Source organism: Mycobacterium sp. D16Q13 (assembly GCF_002013375.1).
Taxonomy (GTDB): domain Bacteria; phylum Actinomycetota; class Actinomycetes; order Mycobacteriales; family Mycobacteriaceae; genus Mycobacterium.
This window is the reverse complement of record NZ_MAEW01000003.1, coordinates 740,303-754,884: the sequence shown is the minus strand read 5'-3', so window position 1 is coordinate 754,884 and position 14,582 is coordinate 740,303. Positions and strand designations below refer to the sequence as shown.

Annotated in this window: 9 protein-coding genes and 1 pseudogene; 3 read left to right on the top strand and 7 right to left on the bottom strand. The window is 66.3% G+C overall.

Annotation, left to right across the window (positions count from 1 at the left end; translation table 11 throughout):
- Positions 1-29: 29 nt before the first annotated feature.
- The 4 genes from B4400_RS06335 to B4400_RS06320 are packed head-to-tail and all read right to left on the bottom strand — an operon-like array spanning position 30 to position 4,660.
- Positions 30-1,505, bottom strand: coding sequence for an aldehyde dehydrogenase (locus B4400_RS06335; RefSeq protein WP_078307114.1), 1,476 nt, complete (start codon positions 1,503-1,505; stop codon positions 30-32).
- Positions 1,502-2,629: an Rv3169 family protein gene (locus B4400_RS06330; RefSeq protein ID WP_078307116.1), complete on the bottom strand. Its 1,128-nt coding sequence runs from the start codon at positions 2,627-2,629 to the stop codon at positions 1,502-1,504. Before B4400_RS06330 ends, B4400_RS06335 begins: the two co-directional genes overlap by 4 nt.
- Positions 2,626-3,837, bottom strand: coding sequence for a phosphotransferase family protein (locus B4400_RS06325; RefSeq protein ID WP_078307118.1), 1,212 nt, complete (start codon positions 3,835-3,837; stop codon positions 2,626-2,628). The genes B4400_RS06330 and B4400_RS06325 overlap by 4 nt, the downstream gene beginning before the upstream one ends.
- Positions 3,838-3,880: 43 nt before the next feature.
- Positions 3,881-4,660, bottom strand: coding sequence for a class I SAM-dependent methyltransferase (locus tag B4400_RS06320; RefSeq protein WP_078307120.1), 780 nt, complete (start codon positions 4,658-4,660; stop codon positions 3,881-3,883).
- A 128-nt stretch (positions 4,661-4,788) separates the two neighbouring features.
- Here B4400_RS06320 and B4400_RS06315 point away from each other — a divergent pair, with 128 nt between their 5' ends.
- Both B4400_RS06315 and B4400_RS25135 read left to right on the top strand, forming a co-directional pair.
- A complete protein-coding gene (locus tag B4400_RS06315) occupies positions 4,789-5,973 on the top strand; it encodes a glycosyltransferase family 4 protein (protein WP_078307122.1) in 1,185 nt (394 codons plus the stop codon).
- Positions 5,974-6,036: 63 nt separating this feature from the next.
- A pseudogene (locus tag B4400_RS25135) lies at positions 6,037-6,189 on the top strand (4-hydroxyacetophenone monooxygenase); the annotation flags it as partial.
- Positions 6,190-6,197: 8 nt separating this feature from the next.
- On the opposite strand, the gene B4400_RS06310 reads toward B4400_RS25135, so the two are convergent.
- Positions 6,198-7,880: an MmpA family trehalose lipid delivery protein gene (locus B4400_RS06310; protein ID WP_139361274.1), complete on the bottom strand. Its 1,683-nt coding sequence runs from the start codon at positions 7,878-7,880 to the stop codon at positions 6,198-6,200.
- Positions 7,881-7,890: 10 nt separating this feature from the next.
- Positions 7,891-9,072 (bottom strand): cell envelope lipid trafficking protein PgfA, encoded by a 1,182-nt coding sequence (gene pgfA, locus B4400_RS06305; RefSeq protein WP_078307125.1) that lies wholly within the window; start codon positions 9,070-9,072, stop codon positions 7,891-7,893.
- A 191-nt stretch (positions 9,073-9,263) separates the two neighbouring features.
- Between pgfA and B4400_RS06300 the strand changes: the two genes are divergently transcribed.
- Positions 9,264-10,433, top strand: a complete 1,170-nt coding sequence (locus tag B4400_RS06300) for an acyltransferase family protein (protein ID WP_286151017.1) — start codon at positions 9,264-9,266, stop codon at positions 10,431-10,433.
- Here the strand turns inward: B4400_RS06300 and B4400_RS06295 are convergent.
- Complete coding sequence (locus B4400_RS06295; protein WP_078307127.1) at positions 10,316-14,548, bottom strand: alpha-(1->3)-arabinofuranosyltransferase; 4,233 nt, start codon at positions 14,546-14,548, stop codon at positions 10,316-10,318. The genes B4400_RS06300 and B4400_RS06295 overlap by 118 nt on opposite strands.
- Positions 14,549-14,582: the final 34 nt, after the last annotated feature.

Genomic DNA, 14,582 nt, shown 5'->3' with positions numbered 1-14,582 from the left:
GATTTCCGCGTGAGGCTCGCACTCGATGGCTAGATGGAGTCGAGGGTGTAGCCCATCGGCAGCAGCACGCTCTTGAGCTCGCAGTACTCCTCGATGCCCTCGGGCCCGTTCTCGCGGCCGATACCGGACTGCTTGTAGCCGCCGAATGGGCAGCTGGGGTCGAAGGCGTACCAGTTGATGCCATAGGTGCCGGTGCGGATCTGCGCCGCGACCTCCAGGCCCTTGGGCACATCGGTGGTCCACACACTGCCCGCCAGGCCGTAATGAGAGTCGTTGGCGATCTTGATGGCCTCATCCACGGAGTCGTAGGCGATGATCGAGAGCACCGGGCCGAAGATCTCCTCCTGCGCGATGGTCATCGAGTTGTCGACATCCGCGAAAATCGTTGGCTGTACGAAGTATCCGCTGTCCAGTTCTTCTCGCCCTTCGGGCCTGGTGCCGCCGAAGGCCAGCCGCGCGCCCTCCTCGATGCCCTTGGCGATGTAGCCCTCGACCCGGGCGCGCTGCTTCTCGGTGATCAGCGGCCCCACCTGGGTGGCCGGATCATCGGGCAGTCCCACTCCCATCAGCGAGACCATGCCGACGATGCCGTCGACTACCTCGTCGTACCGAGACCGCGGTGCCAGCACCCGGGTCTGGTTGACGCAGCCCTGGCCCGCGTTCATCAGGCCCGCGAACACCAGCATCGGCAGGGTGGCCGCCAGGTCGGCGTCCTCGAGCACGATGGCCGCCGACTTGCCGCCCAGCTCGAGGGTGACCTTCTTCAGATTCCTGGCGGCGATCTCGGCGATCTCCTTGCCGACGACGGTGCTGCCGGTGAAGCTGAATACGTCGACGCCGGGGTTATTGGTCAGCGCCCGGCCGGTTTCGGCTCCACCGGGCACCACGGACAGCACGCCCTCGGGTACGCCCGCCTCGGCGAACACCTCGGCCAGGATGAAGCTCGACAGGGGAGTCTCGGCGGCGGGCTTGAGTACCACCGTGCAGCCTGCGAGGAACGCCGGGCCGATCTTGTTGAGCGCCAGGAACAGCGGCACGTTCCAGGCCGCGATGGCGGCCACCACACCGGCGGGCTCCCGGGTCACCACGGTCTGGCCGTACGCGCCGTTGCGCAGTTCCTTCCACTTCACCGCGTCCGCCGCGTTGGCGTAGTACTGGATGGCGCCAAAGCCGCCCATCCATTGCAGCGTTTCGATCACCATGGGGGGAGCGCCGGTCTCGTCGGCGATGGCCTTGCAGATCTCGTCCTTGCGGGCCTCTAGCCCGGCGACTGCCTTCTGCAGTACCGCCTGCCGCTCGTGCGGGGTCAGCTTGGGCCAGGGGCCGTCGTCGAAGGCGCGGCGGGCGGCGCTGACCGCGGCCTCGACGTCAGCGGGGGAGGCCAGCGGACACTGGCCCACCTTCTGGCCGGTGGCGGGCGAGATGACCTCGATCACCTGGTCGGTGGCCGGCTCAGTCCAGACGCCACCGATGAAGAGCTTGTCAAAGTTGTTCCCGTTGGTCATGAATCGCCGTCTCTTTCCTGATGTGTATCAACGAACCCGGTAAAGCCGGAGGGTTTGTGGGGGCCGATGGGGCCGAATTCGAACAGTCCACTGCCGTGGGTCTCAACGCCGTTCTCGATGGCGGTGAAGGTGGCGAGATTGTCGACAGGGCACAACAACTTGAGCGTGGCGTCCAGCTCCGCGGTCTTGTACCGCTTGCCCTGCACGACGAGGTCGCCCTGCCACATGCCGTGGCGCCAATCCGGATCCAGGCCGTACCCGGTGCCGAAGCCGAAGTAGTGCGGCAGCACGATATCGGCCTTGATGGTGATGTCACCCAACGTAATGACCGCCGAACTCGCTTCGCGAGTACCGGGAACCAAGGTGATGTCGTGCGTAACGGGTCCGAGTTCGTCGATCCCCTTCGCCGGATCACGCCATACCCGGCGCGCCCCGCTGACGACCTTGTTGCCGTGCTCGTCTTCCTGGTTGATGAACACGATCGAATACTCGGGGAACGAGATCACGTTGTAGAGCCAGAAGAAGCCCCCAGCCAGGGAGGCGCGCCGTCCGGCGGGTTCGCCCTCACCGACGGGGCGGATGCCCCAGGATCGATCGCGGTTGCCCGACCAGTTGACTCCATCCAGCTCGTGGGTGGTACCACCAACCGTCAATTGGCCTGTCCAGGTGCCAGTTTGGGCAAACCGTGAGGTATCGAACATCACGCGGCCCAGTTGACGCTGGTAATGGCCGGGTTCCAGGGAGGCCGGGATCTCACCGGTGTAGGTGATATCGAAGGCGAGGTCGTATTCGGAGCCGGGTTCCAGGATCAGCCGCACCCTCTTGAGACCCTCAAGGACCTCAATGCGGTACGGCCCGACCTTGAGATCGGCTCGGTCGTCGCCCAATGCGCGCGAGGCCCGGAACACGACGATGTCGTCGCCGTCGCGCACCGAAGCGAATGCATCGGTGACACCCAGATTCGGGTAGACGCCCAGTCCGGTGATCAGATATGGCAGGTCGGCGTGCCCACCGTGGCAGCCAAAGTAGTAGCGGTCATAGAAGTTTCGATCCGAGGTGCCGACATGGCGGACTACATCGGCGATCTGGTGGATCGGGTAATCGTCGAAGGGGGACAGGCTCACGCGCTGGTCTCCTCTGCGAGCTGCGACCAGTACTTTCCGTCCAGCATCTTCTCCAGCGTAGCCCTGTGCAGGATCAAATCATCGGGGTCATTCGGCATCTCTGCCATACCAAAAGCCATGGCACGCATCTGAATGCGCACCATGATCACGGCGTGCTGCAGCGCGGCATAGGCGGTGTAGAAGTCCAGATCGCCCGCGTGGTGCCCGGTGAGTGCGGCGTACTCGGCGGCGATGTCCTCGCGCCGACAGAAATCCGGGAGGCCCGGGAGCGTCGCCACTTCGGCCAGATCCTGGAAGAATCTGTGCAGGAAGATGATCCATCCAAGGTCGAGCTCGCGGGGCCCCACGGTAGCCATCTCCCAGTCGAGCAGTGCTACCGGCTCGAAATTCTGGTAGATGACGTTTCCCGGGCGCGAATCACCCCAACTGACAGCATCTTTCGTGCCTAGCGATTCGGTCGGCCAGTTCTCGCGTAACCACGCGAAGCCGCGGTCGATCAACGGGATGGTGGGGCCGTCGCCGCGTACCCACTCATAGAACTCGTGGGTGCGGCGCACATGGGCGTCCAGACCCGTCTCCCCCTCGCGGGCGTCGTCGAGGAACGCGAACTCTTCGACGGGCGCCGAGTGAACTCGGGCGATCTGGTCGACGGTGAGTCGCTGCATCTTGCGGCGGTCGGCAGCGGAGGCCTCGGTCACCCAGGATCCGAAGGTGTAGGGCATCCGGTCGGGCGGCACCTCCCCGTCGACGCGCTTCATGACGAAGAACTCGCCGCCGAGCACCGAGGGGTCATCGCAGTACCAGAGCACCGGCGGAACCACCGCGCTGGTGTGCTGGCCGAGCTTGTCCATCACGTCGAACTGGCGGCGCATGTCATAAGTCGAAAACACCGGGCTCGAGTCGGGCTGAGGTGCCGTCCTGATCACCAGCCGGTGGGCAGCGCGCACACCGTTCTCGGTCCACTGCGCATCGGCCAGGATCGTCTCGCTGGACATGCCGTTGGCGCTGGGCAGCTCCGCGTGGTCCACGCTGAGCGCGGCATCGGCCGGCAGCTGGGCGGAGATCCACTCGGCGAGTGCGCCGCGCAAGGTCTCCGGGTCCCGTTGTGATTCCGCGGGGCGTGCAACGTCCTCATGCGTCGCTGTCTGCTCAGTCAAGTGTCGTGACTTCCGTTTCATGTCCGCCTCGTTGCGTGACGTACGCAACACTACCGGGCAGTCAGGGGAAGTGGAACCTGTTGCAATTCTGGATTCAGTGGGGGCGCAGGACAAGCACCAAATTGCTCACCAGAACCTCCCGCACAGCGGGAACTTTGGTGATCCACCATGCCCATTTGGGGTGGTAGCGGGGAAATGCGGCAACCAGCGCGCCCGTGCTGTGTGCCCACTGGAGCCCGTCGCGCACGGAGACCGGGAAAAGTGACGACCCGTAGTTGTTCTTGGGCGCATGGCCGTGCTTGCGGGTGTACCAGCGGGCGGCGCGGGCACCGCCGAAGTAATGCGTCAGACCCATTTCGTGGCCACCGAAAGGGCCGAGCCAGACGGTGTACGACAAGACCGCCAGCCCGCCCGTGCGGGTGACCCGCAACATTTCCGCGCCGAGGCGCCAGGGCTCGGGTACATGCTCGGCCACGTTGGAGGACAGGCAGATGTCGACGCTGTCGTCGGCGAACGGCAAGGCCATTCCGGATGCGCGCAGATATGCCGCTCGTGGATCGTGGATGCCCTGGGTTCCGTCAGGAGCCGCATGCATCTCCCGAGGGTCGGGTTCGACACCGACGTACTGTGCGCCGGCGTCGGCGAAGGCCGAGGCGAAGTAGCCCGGCCCGCCCCCGACATCCAGCACGGTGCGGCCCTGCAACCCGGTGCCGGTGGCCTGTAGCCACAAGTCGGCGACCAGGTGAACTGTGTCCTGCGCCACCGTTCCGTAGAACCGCTCGGGCGCACTCTGCTCGAAGCGAAAAGATGACAACAAGCTGGTAGAACGCCGCAGAGTGGCTCGCTGCGCAAACAGATCGGTGATATCCGGCACGGGTTCTCGTTCTGCTCGGTCTTCTTTTACGGAACACGGAATTTCTGGAGGCCCACCCTAACGGCCTAGGGTGCTTAGCGGTGTTAAGCGAAGCGTCAGATCAGCCGGGCCTCCCGCGGGAGGTCCTCATGTTGTGCTGGCGTGATACCGACCATCCGCAGGGCGGCGGTAGCGAGACATACCTGCAGCGCATCGGCGCCGAGCTGGCCGCGTCCGGTGTCAGGGTGACACTGCGATGTGCCGCCTACCCCGGCGCGCCTCGCCATGAGGTGGTCAACGGAGTGCGCATCTCACGTGGCGGTGGGCGGTTCACGGTGTACCCGCGCGCACTGTTGTCGCTGCTGGCCGGTCGCGTCGGTCTGGGCGCACTGCGTGAGGTGCGCCCCGATGTCGTCATCGATACCCAGAACGGCATCCCCTTTTTCGCCAGCACCGTGGTGACGGCGCCCGTGGTGATGCTGGTGCACCACTGCCACCGAGAGCAGTGGCCGGTGGCGGGGCAGCTCATCGGCAGGCTGGGCTGGTGGTTGGAATCGCGGTTGTCTCCGCGAATGCACCGGCGCAACCAGTACTTGACGGTCTCGCAGCCGTCCGCATCCGACTTGGTGGCGCTCGGTGTGGAGCCCGGACGGATTGCTGTGGTGCGCAACGGTATCGATCAGATACCGGCGCTGTCGGTGGCCGAGGCGCTGGACGGTGCCCGCAGCGAGACGCCGCGAGTCGTGGTGCTCTCGCGCTTGGTGCCGCATAAGCAGATTGAGCACGCGCTGACCACGCTCGCGCTACTGCGTGACCATGTACCCGACGTGCATCTCGATGTCGTCGGCGATGGCTGGTGGATGGATCCGCTGGTGGGGCATGCTGCCCGGCTGGGTATTTCCGAGTCGGTGACATTTCACGGATATCTCGGTGAGGAAGCCAAACACCGGGTGCTGCAACGTGCCTGGGTGCACCTGATGCCGTCACGCAAGGAAGGCTGGGGCCTGGCGGTCACCGAGGCCGCGCAGCATGGCGTGCCCACGGTCGGCTACCGCTCTTCCGGTGGCCTTACCGATTCGGTCACCGACGGCATCACCGGTCTGCTGGCCCGCGACCAGGATGAGTTCGTCCGGCATACCGCGACCCTGTTGGCGGACAACAACCTTCGTTACCGGATGGGCGAGGCGGCGCGTGCTCGCTGTGCCGACCTGTCGTGGGAGCGCAGCGCGGCCGGTGTGTGGACCGTGCTCAAGGCGGCGATGCTCGGCATCCCGGTGTCGGGGATCGTCGGTGACGAACCGGTCGCGGCTCCGCAGGTCGAAATTCCCGCCTGATCTGACGGATCAGCCCGCGGTGAGATACCGGGCCGCCAGCGAGGCACCGATCCTTGCGGCGTGATCGGCATTATCCGCAGCCGCGGGCTCCTGACCCTCGATGTGCGCAAGGACCGGCAGGACAGGTTCAACGACGATATCCAGCAGCGGCTGGAGGTAGAGCTCGACGACTACAGCTTCACGGCCAGTGCGGTGGTTCCCTCGGCCCATGACTCTTGGCGTGGTTACGCTCGCCGGCGGTGGGTGAGGCGCAGGCCGCCGGCCAGCACGCCCGCTGCCAGGAGTGCCACCCAGATCGTATGTGCCGCAATGGCGGTGTTGCGACGGCTCGGTGATGCTCCGATGGATTCCCACGGCCCGGGTACCCGGTAGAGCGCGATGTCGCCGTCGCGGTAGACCGGCTCGAGCTGCGCCAGTGTTGTTGACGAAAACTCTTGTTCACCAGGAGTTTTAGCCTGCAGGACCACCCAGCCGATGCCCTGCGCCGCGAGCTCGCGCGGTGTGGCGCCGGTGCGTAGCAGCTGTTCGACGACACGTCCCCGGGTGCCGTCGCCGCGCACGTCCTGCCCGTCGACACGAAGGTCGCCGCTACTCACCGCGTCTCCGCGGATCCAGCGCGGGAACGGATCCAGCACCGGGATCGAAGGAGGTCCCCACGGGTATTGCCGCATGGTCTCCGGTGGCAATACAGCCACCGGATGAGGTTCGGCGTTGATGTAGGCGGCGACCGTGTGCCATCCGGCCGGGTAGACCACCGACTCGACTCGGCCTCCCACTCCCCAAGCCAGATCAGGCAGCGTCAATATCAGTGCTGCGCATGCCACTCCGGCTCCCACTAGTTGTGCGGAACGTTCGCGTACCGCGGTCACGGCGGCGGCACCGGCCACCGCGTACCCCGGTACCGCCAGCGCCACCCACTTCTGGCCGTCACGCAAAATGCCCAGGCCGGGCACCTCGGTGATGAGCCAGGTGGTCAGCGACAGCCCCGGGCCCGTCGCCAGCAGCGCCGGAAGAATCACGGCCGCACCGGCAATACCGAGCAATCCGAGCGCTGTTCGGGTGCGCCACAGCACCACCACGCCCACCGCCAGCACCACGAGCAGCACCGCCGAGAAGGCCAACGCGAACAATGTGGTTCGCGAGGCCGGCACCGCAGAGGCATTCCACATACCGCCGAGTGAGGCCAGGCTGCCGAGCGTGCCCAGCCCAGGCTCGGCCCGGGCCGCGAAAGCGTGGACCCCGGCCTGGTCTCCGGCCGGTATGGCCGTGCCCAACCCCGAGGCCACCAGCCACGGCATCGCGGCCAGCAGCGAAATCGCCAGTACACCAAGCCTTGACCGCAGATCTGACGACACGGCCAGCCCGACGATCAGTGCGAGCACCGTTCCGGTGGGCGTCAATCCGGCCGCGGCGATCCAGAACGCCAGCGTGCACCATGCGCCGATACTGGTCGCCGTGTGCAGCCGAATTACCGTCAGCGCGACCCACGGTAGGCAGCCGTAACCGACCAGCAGACTCCAATGGCCCTGCAAAAGCCGTTCAGCCACATAGGGATTCCAGATCGCAATGGTGGCGGCCACCAGCTCGCCGGGAATCCCGGCGTCTGGGACCAGTTGAGCGGCCAGGCGCGCCGCTCCCCACCCGGCGAGCCACAAACTCACCGCGAGAAGGGCCTTGACGAGGATTCCGCCGTCAACAAGTGACGTCGCGATGGCGATGAAGAAGTCCTGCGGGACGGCGCGAGGGGCTGCCTCGCCTACCCCCAGCGCCGCATCGGTCAGGTAAGACCGCGGGGTTGAGACGGCGTCACGGATCAGCAGATAACCGGGTGCGGCAAGAGGCGCGGTAATGGCCGCCGCCAAGCCCAATGCGTAGAGCGGCGCCGCGATGACGCGCGTGCGGCGCAAGACGTCCCGGCTAGAGGTGGTTTCGGGGCGACGGGAACTTGTCGGTGTCGGCCTCGCTGGCGGGCGGCTTCTCCGGACCGCGACGGCCGAAGAAGCCATGATCGACCGTGTCGAGGCCGGGGTCGATCAACGCCGACTCGGCGCGCAGGCTGAACGAGCCCAGCAGCCCACCACCGACCAGCGCCACGACGCCGAGAGCGGCGAAGGTGATCGGCAGAATGTTCGACCAGATGGACAGGCTGTCGCGGGTATCGCGTGCCGCTTTCACCTGCTTCTCGACGGTCTCGTCGTTCGACTGCACGGTGTAGTCCACCATCGGGACCTCGGGCTTGAGCGCGTCACGCGAGTAGTACTGCAGCGCATGCTGTTTGCTCTTGACGATGATGCCGCTGACCGGATCCACCCAGAACTCACGCTGTGCCGCGTAGTAGCGGGTCATGGTGATCTCTTCGTCCTCGCGCTCTGCTTCCACACCCCACTGCTGGGCGCGGGCCGTGACCTTCGAGTCCTCGTCCTTGTCGTACAACGAGGGGTACGAGACCGGTTCGACCAGCTTGCCGTTGGCGTCGTAGCCCACGTTCTGGGTGAAGTGGTAGGCGGTGAGCCCGTTGACATCTTCTTCGCCGGTGTAGTTGGCGTCGAATGCTCGCTGGGCGACTACGTCGAAGTACTGGTACGTCTTCTTCTCGGTGTCGAAGGGGAACCGGTAGCTCAACCCTTCGTGCTTGAGCGCAATCGTCGTCGGTGGTGTCTCGTCCTCGATAGCGCGTGGCTTCTGGACACTGCCGCCGGGGTTGTCATCGCTGGAGATCGCCTCGGCGGAGTGGCGGTCCACGGTGACGGTGTCGACAGTGGCGAGAACCAAACCGGCGTCGCCCTGCTTATCGGTGCGCCGAAGGGTGATGCCCGCCTGCAGGCCGACCTTGGTGGCGTCGGTGGGGCTGACGGTGGTGATCTGCTCCTGCAGCGCCAGCGGCTTATCCGGATCGGCGATGAACTTCGGTCCGGACAGCGACGCCGGGTCCAGGGCACGGCCCTTGCCCTCGCTCACCAATGTGGCGTCCCAGTCGAGCGGAATCTTCGCAAGCCGGTTGCTCGTGTACGTGCTGAGCAACAGTGCGGCGATGATGAGCGCCGAACCCAGCCCCAGCAGCCCGCACGCTGCGATACGCATCATGACCCCGCGGTTCACTGTGGCCGAACCCTCCTTAACGTGCGGTAACCCTGTGCGTGACGAGATGGCATGCCCAGGGCAAATCTGTCTGACCCTAACAGCCGTGGCCGCCAGGTGGTCATTTGGCGATCGTACGGATTCCCAGGTCCTGGTTCTGGTCAAATGCCGCCGGATCGACTTAGAACCGTACCCTCGGCGGGGTGACGACAGTGCGGCCATCGGCTCCGGCCGTCCATGCGCGGGGCTTTGTCCCAGCATTGGAGGGCATGCGCGCCTGCGCGGCGATGGGCGTCGTGGTCACCCACACCGCGTTTCAGACGGGTCACAACGGTGGCGTCGACGGACGCATCCTGGGCCGCTTTGACCTGGCGGTGGCCGTCTTTTTCGCGCTATCTGGATTTCTGCTGTGGCGGCCACATGCCGCGGCAGCACACGGCGGGCCCGCGGCCGCGTCCACCGGGCGCTACTTCGCGTCGCGGTTCGTCCGCATCGTCCCGGCCTACCTGGCCGCCGTCGTTGTCATCCTGTTGCTGTTGCCGGATGCGATGGGGGCCAGCTGGGTGGTCTGGGCGGCCAACCTGACGCTCACACAGTTGTATATCCCGCTAACTCTGACGGCAGGTCTGACACAGATGTGGAGCCTGGCGGTCGAGGTGGCGTTCTATGTGGCGCTGCCGGTCATCGCGGTCGCCATGCGGCGGGTGCCGGGGCGATGGCGTGCTCCGGTGCTCATGTCCCTCGGTGCCATCAGTCTCGGCTGGTCGTTCATCCCCTTTCACGCGGCCGTGGGCGTCAATCCGCTGACGTGGCCGCCCGCCTTCTTCTCGTGGTTCGTCGCGGGCATGCTGCTGGCCGAATGGAGCTCGGCGCCACCCGCTTGGACACTGCACCTGGCGCGTCGCCGCGTGCTGCTCGCCGTGGTGGCCCTTATCGCCTTCGGGGTGGCAGCCTCCCCGCTGGCCGGACCGCAGGGGCTGACTCAGGCACCGCCGCATCAGTACGCCGTCAAGATCGCGATGGGTGCCACGCTGGCGTGGGCGCTGCTGATGCCGTTGACATTGGATGCCCCGGGCACGCCGCACCGAATATTGAGCAGCCCGCTGATGGTGACGCTGGGGCGTTGGTCCTACGGCCTGTTCATCTGGCATCTGGCGGCCCTGAACATGGTCTTTACCGTCATCGGGCGCTTCCCGTTCAGCGGTCACTTCCCGCTGGTGCTGATTCTGACGCTGATCTTCGGCTTCGCGATGGCCGCTGTCAGTTACGCGCTGGTGGAATCTCCGTCACGGGAGGCATTGCGGCGCTTCCAGAAGCGGCGCGATGGGAGCCGCACCGCAGCCAACGCCACGGCGGTCACAGAGGTCAGCCCCAGCAGCTGAATCCACCACGAGTGACCGGTGTATCCACCCACCGATCGCCACGGATGCCGGGAGAGGGCCGCTCCGGCCAGCAGCAGAGAACCGCCGGAGACATAGGCCCCCGCTGCCGTGAGCGTGCGCAGGGGCCAGCGCGCCCACACCTTGAACGCCAATGCGGCCAGGCCCACCACGGCCCCGGCGATGCCACTGATGGCGGTGAGAGCCGCCAGCACCGCGACACCCGCCGCGCGGCCAGAGCGCCATGGGATCACCTGGGCGAGGGTGGTTTTTCGGCGCACGGGGATGAAGGCCAACAGTGCGAGGACGGGAAGCAGCGCAAGTCCGCCGAACAGTCCCGCCCGGTACCAGGTGTCGAGGCCGAAGGTGAGTGTGATCGGCCCGCCGCTGCCGGCCGGAAGCACCCATCCCTGCTGCCATCCGTTCACCCGTACCGGGGCGAGGATGTGCCCTTGTGCATCACGAGCCACCCACCCGGGGTTGATGCTTTCGGGCACCACCAGCACCCGGTCGTGCGACGCGGGATCCGCGGTCACCTCACGCCGGGCCGCATCCCATCTGCCCGTGGGTGCCACGGTCGCGGTCGCGGAGGCCGGTGCCGCGTCCGGCGCGGTGAGCTGGACGCCATCGACGATGAACTGCTGGCGTGGATTGACGGTGACGTCCTGAGGCCCTGCGCCCGTCGCGATGGGTGCGGTATCGCACGGAGTCGCCTGGATGGCATTGCCGTCCAGCAGATCCCGCACCGTGGTGGTGATGGACATCGGGATGAAGCGTCCGGCGAGCGCTAGCACCGGGCCGTCGGCGCATCCGATGTTGATCACGCGGTTGCCATTGGCCCGCGCATCGGCCGGGGCGACCGGCCGACCGCCGGTGTCCAGCGCGACGAGCTCGGCGATTCCGGGCGGCTTGTTCTGATCGGTTCCAAGCGCGGTGCGGTCAATGATGTCGGTCCAGTCAGTCACCGTGACCGTGATGGTGTCGGTGACAGCCGGATGCAATGCCAGTGTCGTCTCGGGAGACTTCGGGTCGATGTTCCTTATCTGGGGTCCGTCGCCGAGGTTGATGGCTACCTGCTTGGGGTGTGTAGGCACCTCCGTCTTGCTGGGCTGGAGCCGAATACCGCCGACGGCCACGGGTTTGGGGAGTTTTATCACCAGAGAGGGCAGGTGCTGTCGCAGTACCGACTCCTGTGGCGCCGTCCAGGCGGTACCGGGATCGCCGTCGGTGGCGGCATAGGAGGAGCCTCGCAGGTCAATCAGGTCGGCGCTCCCGGAGGCCGCGGTGGTTCCGGGCTGCGTGATCAGATCACGCAGTTGCGGGCCGGAGCGGGCCCGCACCCAGAGCCGTGGTGTGAGCGAAAGAGGCCGGGGCACAGTCAGTGTCCGGATGAAGGTGCCGGGTTCCTCGGGGGCAAGTGAGAGTGTTCCCGCGCAGCGCAGCCTCTCGGGGGACGGCATGCAGCCGGGTCGACCCTCCAGCGGAGATCCCAAGTCCCAGCCAAACACCGCGGCTTCCGCGGGAGGCGAGGGCAGGGTTGCGCTGTGGCGGAGATCGACGGAATGGGCGTATCCCGCGGCGTCGTACTGGGTGAGGGATAGCTCAGTGATGCCGAACTGCACGCCGGAGGTGCCGTCCTCGGTGCCGGTGGCCGTGACCTTGACCCAGTTGGTTTCCCCCGGCCGCAGCGCCACATCCAAAGGCTTGCCCGGCTCATCGAACCGCACCGATGTGGTGCCGTTATCGGTCTCGACCTCCAGTCGCCGCACCTGAGCTCCCAATGCGGTGGCACTCGGTGTCACGGTGAGGATCGCGTTGGTGATCGGCCGATCCAGGTCCACCCGAATCCATTGCCCAAGAGCGGCTTCCAGTGAACTGCTGACCCAGCTCGTCGCGTTGTCGCGATCGATGACGGCGGCTGTGCTGGTGCCCGGGGCCACATTGGGCAGCGCCGTGGAATCGGAAGCGGAGCTGGATGCGGTGATGGTCCCGCCTGTCCAGCTTCCGTTCACGGCGGGGACGCCGGTGGCGGGGTAGTCGGGCACTCGGTTGAAGGTTCGGCGTTTATCGCCGGGTGCGCGAATGGCCGAGGAATGATCGTCGACGCGCCCGTAGTCGGTCTCACGAGCCAACGGACTGTCGGTGACCATCGCGGGTCCGGGACGCAGACCTGCCTGTGCGGCGTCGGTAGCCAAGAGAGATGGGCCCAGCGGTGGCTGGTTCAGCTGGCGGCGCCGTTCACCCAAGCGCAGCAGAGCTTCGGGTCCACCCGCGACCCGGGGCATGCTGTCGATGTCCGCGAAATACGGTTCCCCATAACCCTTTCCGTGCCCCACCGAGTAAATCTCGACCGCTGGATACTTTGGGCGTAGGTCACTATCGGCGACAAAGCCTTCCACGGTCCCGGCCCCGACGGGGTCGCCGAACTGGGCAACCTTGGTGAGCCCGGGAGACCCGTCGATGGTGTGGTGCACCAGGATCGGTCGCGCGGAACGGGACGTATCGGGGTCGAGGTCGTTGCGCACCACCAGATAGGAGATGCCCTGTTGCTCCAGGGTGTCGGCCAGCCCGTCCGAGGGGCGGCCGGCGGCGAACAACTGCTGTACCGAGTCGATGGCGCGGATGGTTTCCGGAGGTGTCAGTGGGATGGAATCCCGTACTCCCCAAGGTGTTTGGCCCAGCGCCTGCAGGGGTTCGTCGCGGGTGAGGCCCCAAGTCTGGATTGCGAACGGAGCTCCCGGTACCACGAGCGCGCGCCCGCCATCATCGTGATCGGCCAGCCAGTGTGCCGTCTCGTTCCAGTATCCGGGGATCTCGTCGAAACCGCCGCGGGGCACCAGCCGGCCCGTCCAGGCCAGCGATGTGCTCGCGGCGAGCGCCACCAACACCGCGATCCCAAGGGCAACCGCCCGATTACGTTCCGGGCGCGCCAGCGCCGCGAGCCACTCCCGGACGGTCACACTGGCGGGAAGTGGTATCCGCGACAAGGCATGTGCCAGGCCAAGAATCAGTGGCAGGCGGATCAATGGTTCGAGCTTGTGCACATTGCGCAGCGGTGTGCCGCCGTCGTCAAGGAAGAATTGGATCTGCTGGCCCACAGGCGATCCGAGTGCACCGGTGTATCCGGCCGTCAGCAGCACGAGGCCAACAAGAAGTATCGCGACCAGGCGCCCGCGTGCCGGCATGCCCCGCATTGCCAGCCCCGCCATACCGGCAGCGGCGATCATGGCGGTGGCGATGACCATGGCCGACTGGGTGACCAGCGAGGAACCCGCCGTCGCGGTCGGGGCCACGAACGGCGTCCAACTGTCGGTCCCGCGCAGCACCTCGGTGAGAGAGGTCCATTGCGTGGTGACGCCGGAAGATTCGATGAAGTCGAGGAACCGCGGGCTGATCTTGCCGAAGATCAACAGGGCGGTGATCCACCATGAGGTGGCCAGCGCCAGGCAGGGAATCCACCATGCCGTGAATCGCCGCCATGTCCGGTTCGGTGTGTGGGCCAGCCACCAGATGGCGGCCACACCGCAGGCGAGGGCGGTGGCGACAGCATTGACCGCACCCATCAATGCGACCGCGACAGCCGACAATGCCGCCGCCCGGCGCGGGGACATTCGGCCCTGGAACGTCAGGATGACCGGCAACAGCACCCACGGAGCCAGCATCATCGGCAGTGTTTCGGATGAGATGGCTCCCAGGGTCGTCAGCACCCGGGGGGACAGGGCGAACGCGACTGCCGCGATGATCCGGGAGCCGCGGGTACCGATACCCAGCGCCTCGGCAACCCGGATGACGCCCCAGAACCCGGCCACCACCAGCAGTGCCCACCACAGTCGTTGCGTCACCCAGGCCGGCACCCCGAGTAGATGCCCCAGTGAGAAGAAGGCGCCGTGCGGAAAGAGATAGCCGTATGCCTGGTTCTGCGCCTGCCCGAACGGCAGATCACTGCTCCACAGGTTGAGGGCCCGGGCGGCGAACCGCAGCGGATTGATCGCCAGATCCAGCTTGGTGTCCGGGGAGATCTGCCCGGGTGATTGGGCAAAGGTCAGCAGTAATGCGAACGCCGCGGCGACCGCGAGCCACCGCCGACTCAGCGGCGAACAGTCAAGGCGGTGCGTCACGGCTCAGGAAATGCTGCGCGGCGCTGCCGGGGGC